18 protein-coding genes are annotated in these 22809 nt (G+C 36.5%); 10 read left to right on the top strand and 8 right to left on the bottom strand.

All coding sequences use genetic code 11. The features are described 5' to 3' along the window. Positions 1–15: 15 nt before the first annotated feature. From I6F40_RS05720 to I6F40_RS05705, 4 genes are read right to left on the bottom strand one after another with little or no spacing between them, the layout of a single operon-like run. Positions 16–933 (bottom strand): phospholipase D-like domain-containing protein, encoded by a 918-nt coding sequence (locus I6F40_RS05720; RefSeq protein ID WP_197192623.1) that lies wholly within the window; start codon positions 931–933, stop codon positions 16–18. Next, positions 926–1330, bottom strand: a complete 405-nt coding sequence (locus I6F40_RS05715; protein WP_197192622.1) for a hypothetical protein — start codon at positions 1328–1330, stop codon at positions 926–928. The genes I6F40_RS05720 and I6F40_RS05715 overlap by 8 nt, the downstream gene beginning before the upstream one ends. Positions 1331–1383: 53 nt before the next feature. Next, positions 1384–3189 (bottom strand): ATP-binding protein, encoded by a 1806-nt coding sequence (locus I6F40_RS05710; protein ID WP_197192621.1) that lies wholly within the window; start codon positions 3187–3189, stop codon positions 1384–1386. An 11-nt stretch (positions 3190–3200) separates the two neighbouring features. Next, a complete protein-coding gene (locus I6F40_RS05705) occupies positions 3201–4856 on the bottom strand; it encodes a DEAD/DEAH box helicase (RefSeq protein ID WP_197192620.1) in 1656 nt (551 codons plus the stop codon). 232 nt (positions 4857–5088) lie between these two features. Between I6F40_RS05705 and I6F40_RS05700 the strand changes: the two genes are divergently transcribed. The 3 genes from I6F40_RS05700 to I6F40_RS05690 are packed head-to-tail and all read left to right on the top strand — an operon-like array spanning position 5089 to position 10307. After that, positions 5089–6027, top strand: coding sequence for a DUF4007 family protein (locus tag I6F40_RS05700; protein WP_197192619.1), 939 nt, complete (start codon positions 5089–5091; stop codon positions 6025–6027). A gap of 1 nt (position 6028) precedes the next feature. Beyond that, a complete protein-coding gene (locus I6F40_RS05695) occupies positions 6029–9427 on the top strand; it encodes a hypothetical protein (RefSeq protein WP_197192618.1) in 3399 nt (1132 codons plus the stop codon). After that, positions 9411–10307 (top strand): phosphoadenosine phosphosulfate reductase family protein, encoded by an 897-nt coding sequence (locus tag I6F40_RS05690; protein ID WP_182692613.1) that lies wholly within the window; start codon positions 9411–9413, stop codon positions 10305–10307. The genes I6F40_RS05695 and I6F40_RS05690 overlap by 17 nt, the downstream gene beginning before the upstream one ends. A gap of 11 nt (positions 10308–10318) precedes the next feature. Here I6F40_RS05690 and I6F40_RS05685 read toward each other — a convergent pair whose 3' ends face one another. Next, complete coding sequence (locus I6F40_RS05685) at positions 10319–11440, bottom strand: cysteine desulfurase family protein (RefSeq protein ID WP_197192617.1); 1122 nt, start codon at positions 11438–11440, stop codon at positions 10319–10321. A gap of 293 nt (positions 11441–11733) precedes the next feature. On the opposite strand from I6F40_RS05685, the gene I6F40_RS05680 reads away from it, so the two are divergent. Then, entirely contained in the window at positions 11734–12033 is a 300-nt protein-coding gene (locus tag I6F40_RS05680; protein WP_197192616.1) for a helix-turn-helix transcriptional regulator, read from the top strand. Between the two features lie 197 nt (positions 12034–12230). Here the strand turns inward: I6F40_RS05680 and I6F40_RS05675 are convergent, their stop codons facing one another. Further along, the gene (locus tag I6F40_RS05675) at positions 12231–13469 is read right to left on the bottom strand and encodes a UPF0149 family protein (RefSeq protein WP_197192615.1); all 1239 of its coding nucleotides are present in this window, start codon (positions 13467–13469) and stop codon (positions 12231–12233) included. A gap of 196 nt (positions 13470–13665) precedes the next feature. Here I6F40_RS05675 and I6F40_RS05670 point away from each other — a divergent pair, with 196 nt between their 5' ends. From I6F40_RS05670 to I6F40_RS05645, 6 genes are all read left to right on the top strand, one after another. Further along, the gene (locus tag I6F40_RS05670; protein ID WP_165741129.1) at positions 13666–14406 is read left to right on the top strand and encodes a substrate-binding periplasmic protein; all 741 of its coding nucleotides are present in this window, start codon (positions 13666–13668) and stop codon (positions 14404–14406) included. A 7-nt stretch (positions 14407–14413) separates the two neighbouring features. Continuing rightward, positions 14414–15154 (top strand): substrate-binding periplasmic protein, encoded by a 741-nt coding sequence (locus I6F40_RS05665; protein WP_197177100.1) that lies wholly within the window; start codon positions 14414–14416, stop codon positions 15152–15154. 293 nt (positions 15155–15447) lie between these two features. Then, complete coding sequence (locus I6F40_RS05660) at positions 15448–17046, top strand: ABC-F family ATPase (RefSeq protein ID WP_197119044.1); 1599 nt, start codon at positions 15448–15450, stop codon at positions 17044–17046. Between the two features lie 514 nt (positions 17047–17560). Continuing rightward, on the top strand, positions 17561–18304 hold the full coding sequence (locus tag I6F40_RS05655; protein WP_101164395.1) for a ferredoxin--NADP reductase: 744 nt from the start codon (positions 17561–17563) through the stop codon (positions 18302–18304). 251 nt (positions 18305–18555) lie between these two features. Beyond that, positions 18556–19299, top strand: a complete 744-nt coding sequence (locus tag I6F40_RS05650) for a nuclear transport factor 2 family protein (RefSeq protein WP_165728790.1) — start codon at positions 18556–18558, stop codon at positions 19297–19299. A 9-nt stretch (positions 19300–19308) separates the two neighbouring features. Next, positions 19309–19629 (top strand): hypothetical protein, encoded by a 321-nt coding sequence (locus I6F40_RS05645; RefSeq protein ID WP_197119042.1) that lies wholly within the window; start codon positions 19309–19311, stop codon positions 19627–19629. Positions 19630–20191: 562 nt separating this feature from the next. Here I6F40_RS05645 and hemH read toward each other — a convergent pair. Both hemH and I6F40_RS05635 read right to left on the bottom strand, forming a co-directional pair. Further along, positions 20192–21211, bottom strand: a complete 1020-nt coding sequence (hemH, locus tag I6F40_RS05640) for a ferrochelatase (protein ID WP_007583511.1) — start codon at positions 21209–21211, stop codon at positions 20192–20194. Positions 21212–21285: 74 nt separating this feature from the next. After that, on the bottom strand, positions 21286–22614 hold the full coding sequence (locus I6F40_RS05635; RefSeq protein ID WP_197192614.1) for an HD domain-containing phosphohydrolase: 1329 nt from the start codon (positions 22612–22614) through the stop codon (positions 21286–21288). Positions 22615–22809: the final 195 nt, after the last annotated feature.

Genomic DNA, 22809 nt, shown 5'->3' with positions numbered 1-22809 from the left:
TTTACTAATTTATAATTATAAAATTCTTAAAACTTCACTTTTTCTACCTGGCATATAAACTTCTATCTCATCGTAAGCATACTGTTTGATATAAGAATATAAATTAGCCTGTAGGCTCTTAATTTCTTGACGATAAGGTGCAGGATCATCAGCTAATTCATCATGTAACAGCCTTGATATTTGACCAAACCCTAAATTCCTATCCGTTTTATTATCTAAAATTTGTTTTTTTATCCAGTGATAAGCTTTACTTCGTTTGAACAACTTAGCAGCCTCGAATGAATTACCTTTATTAGCTTCTATCTGAGCAAATGGTAAAGAGGGATTTAACTCATACTCATAAGTACTGATACCGGGTGGGGTTAAAGGAAAGTCAGATACGAATAAATCAGAAGATTGGGGGAGTATTTCTTCAGGCCAACTAGAGGGAATAAAAGACGCCTCTTGATGCCTGTATTGCTCTAAAAACAAGTCCATTCTTTCAAGAGTTAATATATCTAAAGGTACTGCTGCATTTACTAGTTTATTAATAAAACGATTAGACTCTGTACAGCCTTCAACTCTAGTGCATGCTTCGTAGTTACTTTCAGCAACAATAGCGAGCCCTTTACCAGTGAGGTTAGCACTACCATTGAATATTAAATCATCATCTATTTGGTAGATTTTCGCATGTAAGTTTAATAACGCTTTTACATGATAACCTTTTTGAACAGCTCGCTTTATAGTGACAAAATCACTAGCCCCACTTAAAAAGTCACTTGGTATCAACCTACCAATAAGTGAAACATTCGAGCAGTCGGCAGTAAGTAAACTATCCATCCAATCAAAGCCAACTTTAGAAATAAAAGCTGATGCAACAACTAATTTTTTACAAGAAGGCAGAACGACTTCTAAATCAGTTTTTAATTTATCACCCGAAAATAAATTACTCAAAATTTATACTCGCCAATTTATCTTCAAGAAACTCACTCAATCGAGAAACATACTTTATATCTCGCTCTTGTACCTTCTCATTAGTTGTTTCAAATGTCATTTGACACATACTAATGATGAAAAAATCTATTATTTGTTTTTGTTCTTTTGATGACTTTGAATAGACTTTTTCATAAAAAGGGTGACTTCCATTTATATCTATATACAAATGATTATTTAAAAAATTAAACTCAAAAGCATCATGTGATTTATTTTTTACAATCTGGATACTTGTATTCAACTCTTTTGGAAACTGCAAAGCTACTTCGGCGACTTGCTGTTCTAGAGCATTACGAACTATAGGATCTTTTGTTCTTTTTTTTAAAAAATAGCTTACGGGATCAAATAGTGTTTTCATATTCTACGCCTTATCTAAGGCTAACAACTTTAATATTGTTAGCCTTACCCATATTAAAGGTCTAACTCTTCAAACATCTCTTCAATAACTTCACCCCAGTCATTACGTGCTCGTTCCAGTTGGCGTCGTTTATTTTCATTAGTTGTAGAGTCTTCCATCACTGCCCAAGCTCCTAGCAGCACTTTAAATATCATTTTATCTTTATCTGACATTTGGCTTAAGAATTTTGTGTATAGCTCGTGCTCAGGATTAATAATAAGTACAGCAATACCTTGAAGGTTTTCTACTTCGAAAAAAGATTGATTAGAAGTTTTACTATATTGAACACTTATTCTAGATTGTAAATCTTCCATTTTCTTGGCAGTTAATTTTGCATTTGTTTCATTATATCCAAAATCATCTACTAATTTCTTTTCTAATTCCTGGTAGTTAGGTTTTTGTGAAAGAGTATTACCTGGACTTATCTCATCACGCTTATTCATAACACTATTAACAGTGAGACTAACTTTATCATCCTCGGTTAGATTTTCACTCTCGCTTTTAGTTCTTGTAGTAGTTAAAGCACGTGCTCTTTTTCTTGCATTGTTAATCGCTTTTTTTAATTTACTTGAAATCTCAAAAAGAACAGCGCGCTCTTCATCATTGTTATTACGGAGATACTCTATTATTGCCCCCTCATTATCTAAAACACTCTCATCATCAATATCCATTTTTTCAGCAATTAACTCTTTTAAATTATGAGCATGCTGCTTATTATTAGTGACGCCTAATACTTCATCTAATGAAGGAGGAATATCAATTTCAACTCCCATGAACCGTGTTTTAGTTGCATCATCTTTCAAAAAAAACTCATTTGATATAAGTTCAATTTCTCGATCAGCACGCATCACTGAAAGACCAAAGTTACGCTCACAGTTTTTTCCATATATCGTGTTACCAGCTTTATTTTCAGGGCTACTTTGTAAAATTCGCTTTATAATTTCTTCTCTTGCAACTGAGCTACGTATGCATATCGTATGTCTTGCTTTTTGAAATTCGACTTGAAACTTAAAATTTTCAAGCTCTTCAAAAAATGTAGGCTCCTCGTCTATGTGTAGGCCCGGCAATTCTGGTAGAGCAGAGTCAGCAATCAAGTAAAGTGGGTCATTTGCTTTAATAAAACCTGTTTTAGTTTCGCGTTCTAATGCCTGCATTTTAGAACCACCAAAAGTATCAAAAACTTTAAATTGAACTGAACACTGACCTTTAGAGATAAACCTACGGTACATTCTACCTATTTCATATTGTGATTTAGCAAATAATGTTGAAGAGCGCTTCCACTTTAATTTATCTAGATTTGACCATAAAACAAAGGTACCTGACTCAGGCATGTCTCCGTCAAACATCGAATCTAAGTATTTCTCGGGCATTTCGACTAGAGTTGGTTCAGGTAAGTCACTATAAATACCGTCTATAATTTCCTGAACATCTAAATATGTATAATAAACCTCATGTTTATTTTTCCAACTCCATACTTGAATTCTTTTACATTGAGAAACAGATGCATTAGGTAAACCCATACCAAACTTACCCATTCCTTTAGTATCGTCATTTAATAAGTTGCCATCTTTATCTTTCTCACGGCCAGACTCGCCAAAACCCAAAGCTGAAGCTAATAAGCTCTGTGACATCCCAGCCCCATTATCGACAATAGCAATCTCTTCAATAGTTCTTTTTTGATTTTCAAAAATTAAGATTTCAACTTTATCTGCTCCCGCCTGAATTGAGTTATCTGCTAACTCAGCAATCGCGTAAGCGGTATCTTTATAGCCGTTAGAGCGCGCGGAAATAATATATTGTTTAGGGTTTACTAAAGACATTCTATAATCCTTTAAAGTTTTTCATTTTCAAGCTCTGTCCACATTTCATTCCAATGCTTAAAAGCTAAATTAACATTATTAAACTCTGATATTTCATCTAGCACTGTATAAATACGTGCCGTTTTAGGAGTTAAAGAGGGATTACCGCGTAATGCGCGGCCTATCATTTGTAGATATAAAACTAAGGAGTTAGTGGGTCGAGCTATAATTGCAACATTTGTTTCTGGAGCATCAAAGCCCGTAGTAAGCATTTCGCAATTCACTAAAACATCTAAATCACCATTCTTATAATTATCGATAATTTGAGTTTTTTCTTCAGAAGTAGTGCTTTTACTATCAACAGATGCAGCTTTAACGCCCATGCAACATAAAGAAAAGGCTAAGTTTCTTGCATGCTCAATATCACAAGCAAAAATAATCAATTTTGACTGATTGCTTTTTACTTCATGAACTGCTGTTTTAAGAATAATAGAATTACGATTGTTTGAACTGCTAAGTTTTTTTAACAACTCACTCTCAGTGAAATGACTTACAGCACCTGTATTTTTATAAATATCTATATCGTCATAATTTAGTTCAATAAACTTAGGATCAGCTAGATAATTCTCTTTTATCAAAAACTCCATTGGTTGATAAGGCGCAACATCCATAGTAATTTTATTATTACCAAAAAGCTCAGCAAGAGCTTTATTTTCTGGATCTAATTCAGGTTTATCGTCTTTATAAACACGCCCAGGCGTAGCCGTTAAACCAACTAACTTAGCTTGTGGAGAAAACTCCAAAAACCGCTCTAAAACGTCTTTATAAGTCGAAGCTAATGCTCGATGAGCCTCATCAAAAATAACTAATGTTATTTTTTTATCAAATGCGGCGGTTTGGTGTGGTGTCATTGAGTTGTAATAAGAAACTAACTTTTGTAATCCCCCTACAACAAAGCCGCTTTTGATACTTTCCAGTGAAAAGTTATTAGAACCATAATAACGACCTTGGATAATTTCTCTATTACCCAACTTTTGCCAAGCTTTACTGAATTCTTCAGATGCTTGTTCACATAAAATTTCAGAATTAGCTAACCAAAGTACCATTGCATCTTTTTTTGTCATTAAATGACGACATGCTATGTGCATAGCTGTTCGGGTTTTACCAGCGCCAGTAGGTAGGTGAATTATCGCTTTATTATTATTCCCAAACTCTATCGAATTAAATACCTTATCAGATATCTCTATTTGATAAGGATATAACCCATACTCAGGCTTTACAGTGCGGAACGCTTTATATTCTTCGACTTTATTGCTGGAATCTATAAAGTTTAACCCTAAAGAATTTAAAAATGTAACTAGCCCGAGCTGTGAGTTGCAGAAATTTTTTACATTTACGTAGTGTTCAGGATTAATTTCGTTTACATAAGAGCCGTTTATTTTAAAAATTATTTCATTAAGGTCTTCTTTACTCAATCTATCAATAAAATACTCACGGCTTGTTTTAGCTAAAAGTAACCGCGCTGGATTTGAGTTTATTATTGCTTGAACTAATAACTTTTGCTGATTATTTTCATCATAGTATGACTTGTCTATGTTCAAAGTATTCTCAAAGAATGACAATGAATCTTGACCTGCGAGAAACTTTAAAGCATTAACACTAAAACAGTTTAGACACTTTTGAAACACATCTTCTCCTTAAGATTTAAAATTAAAAGCATTTATTAACTTCACACAATTAAGTTTGCATTCATATTTCCAGAGACTACAACAAAAGTATGTACCTAACAAGGTGTTATAATCATAACTAATAACTACTGTACATAAATACACATTCTGAGATAAAGTTCTTTCGCTGCTACAAAAATAAAGTTAATATTGCTCTTGGACATTCTCTCCAATTAAAGGTTACAAAATTAGCATGAAAGCGAAATTTACAGGGCATGACACCTTCCCTTTACGCTACGGATGGCTATTCAAAGCTATTAATCACTTGAATAATAAAAGCAATTTTTCGTCTAGCGAAGACAGTATTCGCAATTCTGTTGTTGAATTAGGTGTTGGTAAAAATATGGTAAAGGCGATTCAGTATTGGGCTGAATCAAGCAACGTAATAAAAAGAAGTCCTCAAAGTGAATATGGTCATTATGTGACTGATAGTGGTAAATACTTGTTTGGCGCCTTAGATAAAAAAGGACAAGATCCTTTTTTAGAACTGCCTGGTTCTATTTGGTTACTGCACTTCTGGTTAAATTTTAATAATGAAAGCCTCACAGCTTATCGTTACTTTTTTAATTATTCTAATGTTCAATATTTTGAAAAAAGTAAACTTACCGATGATTGCTATGACGATGCAAAACGATTAGTTAAAACAGAAGTTGGTAATCCTAGTACTCTAAAAAAAGATGTGGACTGCTTTTTAAATACTTACAGTAAAAAACAAAAAAATAGTACTGCTAAAAAAGTAACTAAAGTTGATGAAGATCACTTTACTTCGCCTCTTTCTGAGTTGAACTTATTGCAAGATAACGGGGGCGGATTCTATATAAGTAATCTGTCTGAGCGCCCTGAATTACCTGTTGAGATATTTATTTTTGCGTTACTTAAATTTTTTAATAACGAAACTCAAGATTCAAATGTTGGCACTATCGATTTTGACTCGCTTCTGACAAAACCTTGCTCTCCGGGAAGGATTTTTAGGCTTTCAGAGTCGGGCTTAGGTCAAAAGTTAGACGAAGCTCAAGAATTTACTGATAAGCACGTAACTTGGGTTGATTCACTAGGATTGAGACAGGTAAGTATATCAGATGATATAAAAGGCAATGCTATCAAACACTTAGATATGTACTACGGTAAATAATATGTCAGATACTTTAATTACAATAAATCAACGCTACAAAAGTTCGACACGAATTGATACTGAGAGTACTGATTTTTCTCCGTTTATTGATGAATTTGTATTGCATGGTACAGCCATTAATGTACTTGATACTATTAGTCGTGAATTTGAAAATAGCACTCAACGCGCTTTTACTATTACTGGGCCTTATGGGTCTGGTAAGTCAACCGTGGCCTTATTTTTATCATGCTTACTTTCTATAGATGTTGAGCAACGTACTTATGCATTGCAAAAGCTGAATAGTGCTCAAAATATTATTACTGATTTTGATAAACGCTTTGCATTAAAAAATGGCTGGCAAACAGTTAAGCATGTATGTGGTTTAGAAGCGCCAGCGAACAGTATTTTAATTAGCTTACTTAATGCGTTTGATGAAGACTTTGATAAAACAGAAATAGCTGATTTTGATGATGATAAATGCTTAGCTGAAATAAAAAAATTATTACAGAAACCCAGTAAAAATGAAGACGGTGTTTTAATTTTACTTGATGAAATGGGTAAAGCTTTAGATTACCAATCCCGTGAGAACAAAGACCTACATTTATTTCAATCTTTAGCCGATATTGTACAACAAGCAAAACGCCCTGTGCTGCTTATGGGTTTTTTACATCAAGCTTTTTCGGATTATGCTAAAAATAAAGATGTTAAAACTCAAAAAGAATGGAGCAAAGTACAAGGTCGCTACCGTGATTTGAGCTTTAACCCATCAATTGATGAATCTTTAACTCTCGTTGGTGACTCTATTTATAGAGCACCGAAAATAGCTGATGCTATTGAATCAAAGTATGCCAATTTAGTTAATACTGTAAGCGGTGCTTTTGCTAATCAAAATAAAAACGTCAATGCACTTAGTAAAACATTACCATTAGATCCTATTGTTAGTTTATTGCTTGGCCCTGTTTCTCGTCGTCGTTTTTCTCAGAACGAGCGTAGCTTATTTGGTTTTTTAGCCTCACATGAAAAACATGGTTTTAGAGAGTTTTTAAATAATAGCTACAGTGAGCTTAATGAAGAGCTAGCTTTGTATCGCCCAGAAATGTACTGGGATTACCTTTACCATAATTTACACCATTTAATTGTTACCTCTCAAGATAGTAAAGCGTGGCTCGAAGGCTCTGATGCAATATATAGAGCAGAGCAAAAAGGTGGCGTGCTCCATATAGCTATTACTAAGCTAATTGCGCTATTAACTATTTTTGGTTTTCATCATCAGTTACATGCAAAACGAAACTTTATAAAAGAGTATTTTGTATGTCGTGGCTATAAAATTGAAGATGTTGATGATGCGATTGCGGAATTAGAAGCTAGTACTGTTATTATTTATCGCCAGAAACATGACGCTTTGTTTGTGTTTCAGGGCAGCGATATAGATATTAATAACCTTATTAGTGAACAGGTTGAGGTTGTTAGTGAAGGTATTGATTGGACTGAAGCATGTGCGACACCACAGAATATTTTAGCGACAGCGCATTACCATAAAACAGGTACCATGCGCTGGGCAACAACTAAACTTTTAAATAAGTTTGATGCTCAAGTATTTGAGTCGTTTGTCACAAAACCTAAAACAGGTGAAGCATTTTTATCTTTTGTTCTACCAACAAATCCTGATGTTGCCAAAACACTTAAAGAAAATGCTAAAACAATGCCATTTGTTGTAATTGGTACTTTTAATGATTTTAGCAATTTAAAAACCGCTGCAATTGAGTTGATAGCCCTTCGCAAAATATTAAAAGATGAGAAAAAAATTGCTCATGATCTAATTGCTAAGAATGAGCTTGAGAGCCGAATAAAGTTTGCGCAATCAAATGTAGAGACTGAACTACAAAATGCTTATAAAAATGCTCGCTGGTCATACTTAGGCAAGAAATTAGCATTACTTCCTGTAACAAAAATAGCGTCTGATATTGCGGAGGTCATATTTAGTAAGTCGCCTCCGGTAATAAACGAGTTAGTTAACCGATCTAAACCTTCGGGCAGTGCAAACAGTGCAATACGAAAATTAATGAATGCAATGTTTGAGAACGGCGATAAAAAAGATCTTGGGTTTGATGATAAATCATTCCCTCCAGAAAAGGGTCTTTACCTATCTTGTTTGAAGAGTAAAGGTTGGCACTGCGAAACGCCTGAGGGTTACTTATTCCCGAGTGAGTGGAGTAAAGAGTCTATAAGTGCTAATCCCAAAATGCATGAATTATTTGAAAGTGGTTTTGAGTTCATAAAAAATAACTCAGCGACAAAACATGTAACAATGGCCGAGCTTTATGAAATGTGGATGTTACCACCATTCGGTTTAACCGCAGGCTTGTGCCGTATATATGGTTTAGCATTATTGAAGGCACTTGAAGGGCAAGTAGCTTTTTATGACTGGGATTCGACAAAGCAGTTTGTTTTTATACCTGAACTTGATGAAGAATTAGTTAATAAAATATATAAACACCCGATTGAAGCTGGCGTTAGGTATTTTAAAATATCAGAAATCCAAAGCCATTTACTGGATAACCTTGCTAAAGCAACTTTAGGTGAAGCCAAAAAAGATGATGCCATTTTAAATATTGCTAAGCATATTGTAGGTATTGTTCATAAACTACCTACATGGGTAAAAAAAACAAGCGGCGAAAGCTTTACTAGCTCAAATGAAAGTGGGTTAACTAAGCAAGCTAGAGACTTTAGAAATAAAGTGATCGCCGCAAATGATCCATATAAATTAGTGTTGGATGATTTACCCGCTGTTTTTGGCTTCAAACAAGATGACCCTGAAGTTGAGGAGAAGCTAGGTGCGTACCTTAAAACTGCGATAGAAGATTTAAGCGCACAGCACGAAATGCTACTCAACGGCTTTAAGCAGATTATTATTAATATGCTAGGCGAAGATTTTAATAGTGTTTTAAAAGCCCGCTGCGACATAGTTGAAAAAGAAGCTAAACGCCCTAAAGTAAAAGATTTAGCAAACCGCTTGTCACAATTCATTGATGGTAAATCTAAATTTGAGTTTGTAATTAATATATTAACGGGTGTGCCTGAGCCTAAATGGACAGACAAGCTTTTGCGTACTGGACTAGATGAACTACAAAATTTATGCGTGCAATTTAGACGTATTGAATCTTTTAGCAATTTTCAGGCTAAAGGCTCATCGAAACCCATTGCTTTTATAACTACAGATGACGATGGTAACCATCAAGAGTTTAGTAGTTTCACGAAGCATGATTTAGTGGCCGATGGTGATGTACAAGCTGCGGTAGATAATATTCAACGAGCTATTGCCGAAATGCCAAAAGAAAAGCAACTGGCGGCACTTACCAACTTATTAACTAATTTGATGGATCAAACACAAATAGAGGTGCCAAATGACACAGAAAGTTAAACATGTTTTAGGCCTTTCTGGTGGTAAAGACAGTAGCGCTTTAGCTCTATTTGTTAAAGAGACTTATCCTGAGCTAGACGTAGAGTACTTTTTTACCGATACGGGTTATGAGTTACCTGAAACAAATGAGTTTATTGATCAACTTGAAGAAAAGCTTGGTTATATTCATCGATTAAATGCGCGTTCTTTAAATAATATTGAAGGCCGTGGTGAAAAAGACTTTGCTCACCTTTTAAAAGAGCATGGTAATTACTTACCTTCTCAAAGAGATCGGTGGTGTACTGTTCAAATGAAGCTAAAACCTTTTGAACAGTGGTTAGATAGCTTTATTAAAGATGGTTACAAAATAAAAAACTATGTTGGCATAAGAGCAGATGAACCTGAACGCGTAGGTTATATGACAATTGAAAAGCCAATTGAATCTGTCTTCCCATTTAGAGAACACGGCATAGTAAGAAGTGATATTGAAAATATATTACAGCGCAATGGTTTAGAACTGCCTGAATATTATAAATGGCGCTCTCGCTCTGGTTGTACATTTTGTTTTTATCAAAGAAAAATTGAATGGGTTAAGCTTATGGAAAAGCACCCCGATTTATTTGAAGAAGCCAAAGCTTTTGAAAAAGGCGATGACAACAATACTACTGTAGGTGAACGCTTTTATTGGATGGGCCAAGGCCAGCCATTAGAAACATTAGAAGACCCAGCAGTACAAAAAAGAATTATTGAAAATCACGAGAAGAAAGTTGCTCGCTTTAACAAGAAAAAGCGTCGCAATGCACTGTTAGGCGACTTTGACGGTGTATGTGAATTCAATGAATTAGATGATATTTATGATGAAGCAGAAGGCGGTGGAGCCTGTGTAACATGCTATAAATAATAAGGAAGCGGCTAAATAGCCGCTTTTTTTATAGCTGAGACCAATAGATTAATATCTGCGGTTGTGACTTCGTTCGTAAAACTTATGCGAAAAGTAAATTCAGCTTCCTCACGACTCAAACCTAATGCAGTTAAAACATGTGACGCTTCAATTTCTTTAGAAGAACAAGCGGAGCCCTGAGCTAAACAAAAGAGCTCTTCATTGTCTCGTATCAAAATACCTACATTTGTTTTAGGTAAAGTTAAAGAAACTATATGCGGTAAAGCTTTTTCATTACCGTTTATAGAAAAAGGGATTTCAGCAATAGTAAGCTGCGTTAACAAATAGTTACGTATCCCTTTATCAACAAAGCTTAGATAACTGTGTGGAAATGTATTTATTGCCGTTCCAAAACCGACTATTAGCGGCGCTGCTACTGTTCCACCTCTAACTCCTTGCTCTTGCCCTGCACCATGAATTACAGGCGTTAGAGAGCGTTTGCGCAAGTCTCGAATATAGACAGCTCCAATACCTTTTGGGCCACCGATTTTATGAGCTGAAAACGACATAATATCAACATTCAGATCATCTACATCAATCTCAGTTTTCCCGAAGCTTTGCGCTGCATCACTATGAAAAAGAATATTGTGCTCAAAACATATTTCACCAATCTCGAAAATGGGATTAATCGTTCCTAATTCATTATTGACATGCATTACAGAAACAAGTGCTGTAGATGATTTGATCAGGCTTACTATGCTTTTAGGCTCAATAATTCCTTCTTTGTTTGGCATAACAATGGACACTTCAAAGCCTTCGCCTTTTAAATACTCGCAAATAGCAAAAATGCATTTATGCTCAATAGCACTAATAATAATATGATTTTTATCTTTTGGATGATCGCTATTAAGTAATATGCTCTTGAAGGCTATATTATTAGACTCAGTAGCACCGCTAGTAAAAATAATTTCACTTGGATATGCACCGATCATATCAGCAAGTTCTTCTCTTACTGTATCAACTTTTTGTAAAGCCGCTTCACCTAAAATGTGACCTGAGGCTGAGTTTGCATAACAATTATCGAATGCATCTATTAAAGATGTTTTAACTTCTGGAAGTAGTGGGTACGAAGCCGCTGAATCAAGATATATCATTTAATTAATCCTTAATCTGAGCGTTTAATAATACCATAAAGTACTTAATCATTAATTTAAAAAAGCTAAAGCTCACGACCTTATCTGTGTTCCTCTAGTGTGTTGTCAGATTCCAAGGGCGCTTGCAATCCTTGGTACCGAGATATTAAGCCGCCTCTTATTAAAAATCTCTGATCTAAAACACCAACAAACAAATTACCAATAACTTTCAAATCATCACCTATAATTTGCAAACAAGCTAAATACCGCTAAAATAATCATTAACACCTTAATGACCGAGTAGGCACTCATTAATGAGATCGGAACAAGCTTTAAAAATGGCGCAGCGATTAGGGGATTTAATACGCCAGCACCGCACTTTGCATTACACGCAAAGCACCTTTGCAAAAATGATTGGTGTGTCGCGCTCTACTGTGCAAAAACTTGAGCAAGGCGAGACAGTTAAAAGCGATATTTTATTTGAAGCTTTAGTCGTGCTGCAATTACAAGGATCGCTCCTTGATGAAATTAATGAATTAGCCGCCGATGTAGGTGGCTACAATGCGCGGCAATGTAAAACCAATAAAGCGCAGGTTATTAACGATGACTTCTGAATGTTGTGTGTTTATTGACGGGCTTGAAATTTATTATTTCAAGTATAGCGCTTTGCGAACATAAGCGACACTGATGCTGCACGCTTAACAAGCGTGATTTCTACTATTGAATAAAAAAACTTAAAAAGCGGTTATGCACTACAAAATTGAATCTGCGGTATGTATAGCGCGATATAAACCACGCTAAACGTTTTTTGTTATTTTTTTCTTAGCCAAAAAAGGCTCGCAGGCACCGAAATCCACGCTTGTTTACCTAACGAATCAAGATAAACACCTACCTCTTCTTTACTGCCTGGGCTGTAATATGGCGGCTGTTCTTTTAGTTTTTCTTGCCCTGTAAGTATTTTGGTAAAGTGTTTATTTTGCTGCTGGAGCATTTTTTTGTAATCGTTAGCTGGTTTTGAATCACCATGCTTTACAAAAGCACTTAGCGCACGGCTTGCTGTTGCGTGTAGCTCTTCACTGTCGGACTTAACCAATAGAGCGTCTAACTTGTCCCATTCTTTATTAATTATTAGGCAATTCATTAATAAAAAGCGGTTTGCTTGATTGTCGTTTGGGTTTAGCGTTAATAACTCTTCGAGTTCTGATTGCGCTTTTTGGGTATAGCCATGCAGTGCGTGTACTTTTGCTCGATGCGCGCGAAGCATCATATAAGGGCGGGTTTCGTGCAAGCCCCAAAAGTGCCCTGTGTTGTCTTTAATAAATTGCTTTGTTATGTGCCCTTCCATCATTTCTAAAAGCATCAGCATTGGCTCAAGTGCTTTTAGTTCTGTGTCGGCAAGTACCAGTTCAAGTAGTTCATCAAGCTCATCTAATTCATTTGATTCTTCGTCTAAAAAGCTGTTGTTAAATTGTGCCTCATCTTCATCACTTAAAGTTAGGTCGTTACTAAATCGAAGTTCAAAAATAGCGTCGGCCATAAAATACACATAATTACGTTTATATTCTTGGGCGTTATATTGGGCAAATTCACCAAATACTTTTGCCGCTGCTTTTTCGCTAGTAAACGCTTTTAAAACGCCGCTTAGACTATCAACAGCCTGTTTTTGTAGTGCATTAAGTGCACGTTTATTTATGTGTTTAAGCGCCTGTAAAACCCCTTTACAGTAACTTGGTAGGGGCATATTCGGCTTTAGCGAATCTCGGTAGTCTTGCTTGGCTAGGCTGCATTTTGCTGGCATTTTTAATTCGTTTTGAATTACTTTATCCATGCTTTGGTTATACAGAGCCATTAAGCTTTCGAGGTATTTTAGCTCGATCTCTTTTTGAAGGTTAATATCTCCAAATAAATCAGGTTGCCACTCGCTCGGGGGAAGCATTTGGGGTAATGCACCTAACCCCATTAAATAACCTTGTATAAAATAGTAGTTTGGTTGTTTAGTGCTTAATTCACTGATTTTTATAACATTGTTGCGAATTTTAGTTGACGACATAACGTGCCCTGCTATGTATAAATTTATTATTAGTGTACCCATAGATAAGGTTACCAACAACGCTAGTTTGGTTGCTTTATCCTTAAATTAATTTTTAACGAAATATTTACAAATTTAAACAAACCCGTGCCGCTAAAATACAAAAGCTGGTTTATACTGTTGTAATAATGAGCAAAAATAATAACTATGAGGCGTAATGAATAAATTAATTACCGTATTTTTATGTTTGCTGTTTACGGCTCCATTTAATGTATTTGCTTGTGAAAGAACCTTTAGCGTGGCATCGCACGATGCTTTTTGGCCGCCTTATGTAATGGGCATTAACGGTAAGCTGCAAGGCTCGGAGGTTGATGCACTTAACATTATATTTGCTGACTCCCCTTTTTGTTTTGAAGTTAAGTTGCTACCAAATTCTAAGCGGGCTTTTATTGAGCTTAAATACGGCCGTATTGATTTAGGGTGGGCTGCAAGTTATACAGACGAGCGCGCTAAATACGTGCACTTTAGTGATAACTACCGAACTGAGGTTATGCGTTTATACGAAAACAAAAATAATCAGCATAGTGTTAAAAACCTCGAAGACATTTTTAAACAAGGCTTTATTGTTGGCGCTAACTTTGGAAGCTATTACGGTGAGGAGTTTGAGCAATATAAAACTAAATATAAAAAGCAGATTGAATACACCAGTGCAACCAGTAAACGCTTTGAAATGCTTAATAAACAACGTATTGATTTTGCTATTGAAGACGAGTTAGTGGGTGCTTATTTTGGCCAAAAGGGCTCAAATATAAAATTAGTAACCAACATTGAGTATGTAAATAAAGACGATATTTATTTAATGTTTAGCAAAAAAACGGTGTCGGTTACTGAGCTTGCAGTAATTAATGAGCATATAAACAAAAACAAAACAGCACTTAAAGCGCTGTTTAAATACTAGGAGTGTAATGAAAACTTTATTTTTAACATTTACTACACTGCTATTTACTCACGTTAATGCCCTTGCGTGTTCAAAAACATTGGTAATGGGCACTAACGAAACTAATTGGCCGCCTTACCTTGTTAAGCAAGGTGATACATTTTTAGGCACAGAAGTGGATGCTGTAAACGCTATTTTTAAAGATTCAAAATTTTGTATTAAATGGACTTATTTCCCGAGTTTTTCGCGTGTTCAAGCTGAGCTTAAAAATGGCCGAGTAGATATAACCTACGCGGCAAGTTACACAAAAAAACGTGCTCAATATGCGCACTTTAGTTTGCCATACCGCGAAGAAGTTATGCACCTTTATAAGCATAAAGACTCAGCTGATGTAACCAGCTTGGCTGATCTTTTTAGTCAAGATTTTACAGCAGGTATTAACCGAGGAAGCTTTTTTGGTAACGAGCTTGAACAACTAAAAACTAAGTATTCAACACAGGTAGTGCTTACTGCTCAAGCAAATAATCGATTTAGCATGCTAGATAAAAAACGAATCGACTATGTTATTGAAGACTCTGTGGTTGCGCAGTACTTTGTAAAAAAACACCCCTCAATTACGCAGGTAAAGTCTATTACACCGATTAACGTTAACAATGTGCATTTTATGCTAAGCAAGGAGTCGCTAACACTTGATGACGTGGCGACCATTAATCAATTAATTACTAAAAATGCGGCTGCTATAAAGTTAATTTATCAACCTGTGCATTAAAGCATGGGCAATAACTTAGCTCTTTGGCTGCAACACTTCTTTAATATTGCCTGGCGTTAGTGCTTATTTACATTCCCCACTGTAAGTAAGCACCACCGCTCACGCTAAAAATAGTGGCTTAAAATTGAGAATTGTCGTTATTTTCGCTTGGTTATAAATTAGCTGCCTTTTATCTTTCATTCGTTGTGGCTGATCTGTATAATTCGCCAGCTAATTTACCCTATTGTCTGGTTCTTGTTTGTGGCGTTTTGCTGCAGCGTACTCCTGTCAGTACTAATCTAGGATTACCCTTTTTGATCTCCACCGCAAATATTACGATGCAGTTTGGCGCAGAGCCGTTGTTTGAAAACATTTCAGCTAAATTTGGTAACGGTAACCGTTACGGTTTAATTGGCGCTAACGGCTGCGGCAAGTCGACTTTCATGAAAATTTTAAGCGGTGCGCTTGTTCCAAGTGCGGGTAATGTATCTATTACTCCAGGGTTGAAATTAGGTAACCTAAGCCAAGACCAGTTTGCTTTTGAGCAATACAGCGTTGTAGACGCGGTAATTATGGGCGACGTGGAGCTTTGGAAAGTAAAGCAAGAGCGCGAACGTATTTACTCGTTACCAGAAATGAGCGAAGACGACGGCATGAAAGTAGCCGATCTTGAAAGCGTATTTGCTGAAATGGACGGTTACACGGCAGAAAGCCGCGCTGAAGAAATTTTGCTTGAAGCGGGTATCGATAAAGAATTTCATTACGGGTTAATGGCAAACGTTGCTCCAGGTTGGAAACTACGTGTGCTTTTAGCACAAGCGTTATTTGCAAATCCTGACATTTTGCTACTGGATGAGCCTACCAATAACTTGGATATTCATACAATTACGTGGCTTGCTAACGAGCTTAACAAACGTAAATGTACGATGATTATTATTTCGCATGACCGTCACTTTTTAAACTCGGTATGTACACACATGGCCGACATTGATTACGGCGAGCTGCGTATTTACCCTGGTAACTACGAGAAGTTTTTAGATGCTGCGGGCCTACAACGCGAGCAACTTTTAGCTGAAAATGCTAAAAAGAGCGCTGAGATTGACGAGCTACAAGACTTTGTTAACCGTTTTGGTGCTAACGCTTCAAAAGCTAAGCAAGCGAGTTCGCGTGCTAAAAAAATGGATAAAATTAAGCTTGATGAAGTTAAATCTTCAAGCCGTATGAGCCCATCACTTTCGTTTGACGAAGGTAAAAAAATGTATCGTCAGGCGCTTGAAGTTAATAAGCTTGGCCATGGTTTTGATGGCGAAATGTTATTTACTGGTGGTGATTTACTATTAGAAGCTGGCGCTAAGCTTGCTGTAATTGGCGAAAATGGTGTGGGTAAAACTACATTTTTACGCTGTTTAGTAGATGAGCTTAAAAGTAATGAAGGCGAAATTAAATGGTCTGAAAATGCGACCTTTGGTTATTGCCCGCAAGACAGCACTAAAGATTTTGAAAACGATTTAACGTTGTTTGATTGGATGTCGCAATGGCGTACAGCTAAGCACAACGATTTAATGGTTCGTGGCATGTTAGGCCGTTTGTTGTTTACAGCAGACGATTCAAACAAGAAAGCACGTAACTGTTCTGGTGGTGAAAAAAACCGCCTGTTATTTGGTAAGTTAATGATGCAAGACGTTAATGTGCTTGTAATGGACGAACCAACTAACCACATGGATATGGAAGCCATTGAAGCGCTTAACAATGCATTAAAAGACTTTGAAGGTACGCTTATTTTTGTAAGCCATGACCGTGAGTTTGTATCGTCATTAGCTACGCGTATCATTGATATTAAAGATAAAAAAGTAATCGACTTCCAAGGTACGTTTGACGAATACCTAGCAAGTTGTGAAGAGAAAAAAGCGTAAACTTTTTCTAATTGCTTATAAAAACGGTGCTAAATTTAGCGCCGTTTTTTTATGTGTGGAATTTGAGTTTAACTATAAAATTAATTAATAAAGGCTTAAATAAATAATTCACTAAGAGGTTAAGAGACGCTACGCTTTTAGAGTCAGTGATAAAATACTCGTTTCTGGCTTGGTTCTTCTCATTTACTCCTCTTTGGCTTCTCCTAGTGCAATAGTTTTTCAAGTAAATAATTCACTAATGGTGATATAAGACGCAGCGCTTTTAAAGTGAGTGATAAAATAAAAAAGCACTGTTTTTTTGACTTTATTTTTCTTAGTTACTGCTGCTTCGCTTTTCCTTATGCAATTAATGGCTCCTATCTCAGAGCTAATTATTCACATTATTTTATTGGTAAATTCTGCATACATCACAGCTTTAAATCTAGTCATATTCTCCTGTAAGTCTTTGTCACTTAATGCTAATGTTTATGGGGTGAGTTATTTAAAACTTTAATGGCTAAACCAAGAGGTAACTATGTCTAATTGGGTTGAAGCAACAGTAAAAAGCGTAACATGGTGGAGCGAAACGCTCTTTAGCTTAACCGTTAATGCTAATGTAGAGCCGTTTAAAGCAGGGCAATTTACAAAGCTTTCTATAATGGATGGCGACAAGCGTATTGCTCGGGCTTATTCATATGTGAATGCCCCTGAAAACCCCGATCTTGAATTTTACCTTATTAACGTTATTGACGGTTTGCTTTCTCCTCGTTTAGCTACATTACAACCTGGCGAAACCGTACTTATAGAACAACACGCAACCGGCTTTTTTACCCTTGATGAAATACCACAAAGCGATCAGCTTTGGATGTTAGGTACTGGCACTGCCATAGGCCCTTTTTTATCGATATTACAACAGCCCGATGTATGGAAAAAATACAAAAGCATAAACTTAGTGCATGGTGTACGTTTTAATAACGACTTAAGCTATCAGGCACTTATTAACGAGTTATTAAGAGTGTACCCAGAACAACTCAACTACATTCCTGTTGTAAGTAGAGAAGAGCCATTACAAGGCTTAAGTGGCCGGATTACTAACGCTATTGAGAGCAACGGCTTGTTTGAACATGTAAAATTAAATCCTGAGCCTAGTAACGCGCAATTTATGATTTGCGGAAATCCACAAATGGTAAAAGACACCACCGCGCTACTTCTCGATAAAAACTTTACGCGTAACCGCCGCAAAGCACCCGGTAACATTACTGTAGAGCAGTACTGGTAGGCTACAGTGGTGGTATTAACTATCCGATAACGTTAAAATTTGCTATGTTGCACCCTTATACCAATATTATCAAAAATATGATCATTCTATCGCATTAAATAACTCACTAACTGCGTTAAAAGTTATTCATATAGAACAACTATATGTCACAATTTTCGCCTTGTTATTGTGCTATTTTCTTGACGCTATAATAGATCACTTATTTAATGTAATTGGTATTACACGTGTTTAGTGTTCATTTTAGGAAAGTTATGAAACCGTTATCTATTATTTTTGCCTCGTTAATTACCACCGTTGCGCTTATTACTTACGCCGCAGAACAAAGCGAGCCTGAGCAAAAAGAGCAGCAAGTTGAAGCTCAAGCAAACGTTGAAAAACCAAAAGTTGAAGATGAGCAATCAGTAACTCAAGTCAAAGCTGACGACAAAGTAAATACGCTTGAATACAAAGCACCTGAGCTTAAAAAGCCAACAATTGATGCGACTAAACCAGACGATTCAAAGGTATTGGGTAACGAGCAGATTAAACCTACTGAAAAGCCGAAAAATAAAATAGAAAAAGCAGTGGCTGTAGCCGAAGCTGAAAAAGCAGTTACGCAAGCAAAAGAAGCGCTGACAGTTAAGCAACAAACTAAAGCTAAGCAATCGCGCGAATCACTTGCGGTAGTAGAGCAGTTAGTTAAAGCGTATAACGCGCGTAACATTGAAGAGTTTCTTCGTGTATATGCCGAAGATGTTGAGTTTTATATTTTCCCTAATGAGCTATTATTTAAAGGTAAAGAAAAACTAATAGAACGTTATGGGCTAATGTTTAAAAAGTTAAAGTGTATTCACTCATCACCAATTAAGCGCATAGTGCACGGCGATATAGTGATTGATCACGAACTATCAGAAACCTGCTCAACTGACGAAAAGGTAGTTGATAAACGCTCAGAACTTATTTCGAGTTACCAAATTAAAGATGGAAAAATAGTACGCGTACTGTTTTTTAGATAAAGGCTTTATATGCAAATAAATGACGATAAAAAAATTCGCTTAATGTATCGCATCGAGCCCGGTTGCCTTGGCCCTAAGGGTGCTGAGCATGTTGAAGATTTTTGTCGTTTTGCAAATAAACATATTAAGTCACCATTTTATGGCCAATTTGTATTTTTACCTCGTTACGATAAAGCCATAGACGAGCGACAATATAGCGTTAACAGCCGTAATTTATCACTTGCTCAGGCTCATGCGTACTTAAAGCATTTTGATATTGATATAGAAGAATTTGAAGAACAGCTCGACGAGCTCCTCACTAAAGCGATTGATTTATACTTTAAGCGATAGCGTTTAATTGCTGTTGCTTAGGTATTCTCCCCCTCCACAATGCGTTTTTATTTATTTTAATTATTATTAAAAGTATAAGTAATTTCTTCCACAAAGATAAGATAATCAGTAATAACCGAGAAAAACCAGATCGGCCAATATGTATCACTTACTCTAAAAGCGCAGTGCCTCTTAAGCTCTTTGTGAATTAATTAGGTCTTTAAAAGCTTTTATTTGCACAATGAGAAGTAAAAGAGGAGTGAATGAGAAAGCCGAAAACAAAAACCAGTATTTTATGTTTTATCACTACTTTAAAAAGCGCAGCGCCTCTTAAGCTCTTTGTGAATTAATTCGCCCTTTAAAAGCTTTTATTTGCACAATGAGAAGTAAAAGAGGAGTAAATGAGAAAGCCAAAAACAGTATTTTTATGTTTTATCACTACTTTAAAAAGCGCAGCGCCTCTTAACCTCTTTGTGAATTAATTAACTAAATATTTTAAAAGCCCTTAAAACAAAAAAGCGGTGTTAATTTTAACACCGCTTAATGCGAACTATTTATAGCTATGTGCTTTAGTAAGCTTGGGTTACAACATCGGTTTTATAACATCAAACACAGCTTCTATGTGGTCGTCTCTGTCGTTTAGTGCCGCTATGTAACGGTATTTTTTGCCGCCTGCGTTTTCGAATATTTCTCGGTTTTCACCTTCTAGCTCTTCAAGTGTTTCTAGGCAGTCGGCGCTAAAAGCAGGACTGATAATGGCTACATCGGTAATACCCTCATCAGGCAGGGCTTCAAGCGTTGCGTCGGTGTAAGGCTTTAACCACTCGGCTTTACCAAATCGACTTTGAAAAGTACTAATTACTTTGTCTTTATCAAGGCCTAGTTTTTCTACAACTAAACGCGTGGTTTGTAAACATAGGCAATGGTACGGATCGCCTCGCTCTAAAAATAGTTTAGGCATACCGTGATACGAAAAAACAATTTTTTGTGGCATACCATTCGCTTCTAAATCCTCACTAATACTATTAGCAAGTGACTCAATATAACGGGTGTTTTTATGATAGCCATTAATAAAATGCAGCTCTGGCACCCAGCGCCATTTACGCAGTACGCTTGATACAGCATCGAACGTTGAACCCGTGGTTGGGCTAGAATATTGCGGATACATTGGCAATATAATAATACGCGTTAAGCCTTTATCACGAAGCTCCTCAAGACCGGCCTCTATTGAGGGATTACCATAGCGCATTGCCATTACCACTTCGGTATTGGTATAACCTTGCTCTTTTAATAAGGTATTTAGCTTTACGCTTTGTTGTCGAGTGATGTGAGTAAGCGGCGAGCCATTTTCGGTCCATATACTTTCGTATAATTTAGCCGAACGCTTAGGGCGCACACGCAAAATAATGCCATGTAAAATTATCATCCATACTAGGCGTGGTATTTCTACAATTCGTGGATCTGATAAAAACTCACGTAAGTATATACGAAGCGCAGCAGCTGTTGGTGCATCTGGGCTACCTAAGTTAGTAAGCAGTATGCCCGTCTTTTGATTAAAACGTCCGTCGTGGGGATTGTCGGTAACTGCAGAAAATCGCGACACAGAGTGCTCCTTCAAGCAAATTCAATAATGTATTTTATGCACATTGTAACGAAAAAAACTGTCGTTTAGATCAATCATTTAGCAGTTTTAACCATTATTCTAAACGGGGTTGGTTTTTTTGACTCCAACTGCTGAAGCTTTTCAATTGATTTACTACTAAATACATGACCCTTAGGCAGTAACATTATACCCGAATGGCTGTGCAGAGCATGGCCGAGTATCATTTGATCTTTAAGCTCTTGGGCATTACAAATTAGTACTGATCCTGCGGTACTTTTTTTCTCGTTTAGTTTTGCATGGCTTGCTTCAAGTGCACGTACAATTTTAGGATGATAAAACGATCCGCTATAAAGCTTTACACTTTCGAGCGCGTCATCGTGGCGCTGCTTTTCATCGCTTGCATTACTTTGCTCAAATGCATCCCAATAATCGCGCGCTAAACCCAGCACCATAGCGCCTATAGGTATGTCGTTTCCGGCAAGACCTTTGGGCATGCCATTACCATTAAAACGTTCAAACTGATAATAAATAGCATCCGATAAGTCGTGTAAATGTATTGCTGGCATTAACATTAATTGTGCAGTACTTGGGTGAGTATAAAAGGTTTTGCGTTGTTGCTCATTTAAGCGATTTACTGGCTTTTTGTAAAGATCGGGGTCCATAGCAAGCAAACCTATTTGCGCCAAATAACCTGCCATAGGGGCCAGATCAATGCTTTTTTGCGACAGGTTTAAGTAAAGCGCTATTTGTGTGCAGGTATTTGCAATGTTTTGTGCTTTGTTGCCATCAAGGTAAGGATTTGCGTTAATAAAATTATATAGCAGCTCAACGGTTGATTTGTGCTCTTGTTTTTCCCGCTCGTTGGCGTCTTCAAGCTTTTTTAAAACTTGTTTGATTTGTAAGGTACGTTTTTCTACTCGTTGCTCTAACGTGTTGTTTAGCTCAAGTAGTTCTTGGTTTTGCGCCTTAACTTGTGTTTCTAATTTTTTGTTTTGCTTTTTTAGCGCAAATTTTTCTAGGCTATCTTTAATGCTTCGAAGTAATAAGTCATTTTGCCATGGTTTTTGAATATAACCATTTATTTGCCCTTGGTTAACAGCCGCTAGGGTTGTTTGTATATCGGCGTAACCGGTTAATAAAATGCGTTGAGTGTCGGGTGCCAGCGCACGCGCTTTTTCTAAAAACTCGGCACCGTTCATTACTGGCATCCGCATGTCGCTAATAATTAAACCAAATTCATGATTTTTAAAAAGTGTTAGTGCGTTTTGCGGATTATCGCAAACAATAACCGTTAAGCCATTTACTTCAAGTAGTCGTGTTAACGTACGTAGTACTATTTCGTCATCATCAATACAAAGTACATCGATCTGATTCATTGGTGTGTTTGGTGTTGCTTGAGTCATTGCGCCGCCTTTAAATTACTTCTGGCTAAATAATAGCTTAAAAAAACATCCGTGACCTGTTTATGCTTACCTTTTATATAGAGTAGGAGTCACCTAATGTGGTTATTATCTATAAGTAGATAAATGCTCACACTAAAGTTGCAAATTTGCATGTAGACGACTAAACGTTAAGTATAAAGTTATCTATATGGATGA

Origin of the sequence: Pseudoalteromonas sp. SWXJ133 (genome assembly GCF_015864365.1) — a bacterium.
Taxonomy (GTDB): Bacteria; Pseudomonadota; Gammaproteobacteria; order Enterobacterales; family Alteromonadaceae; genus Pseudoalteromonas; species Pseudoalteromonas arctica.
Note: the sequence above shows the minus strand (reverse complement) of the source record. Positions and strands in the feature narration are given on the sequence as shown.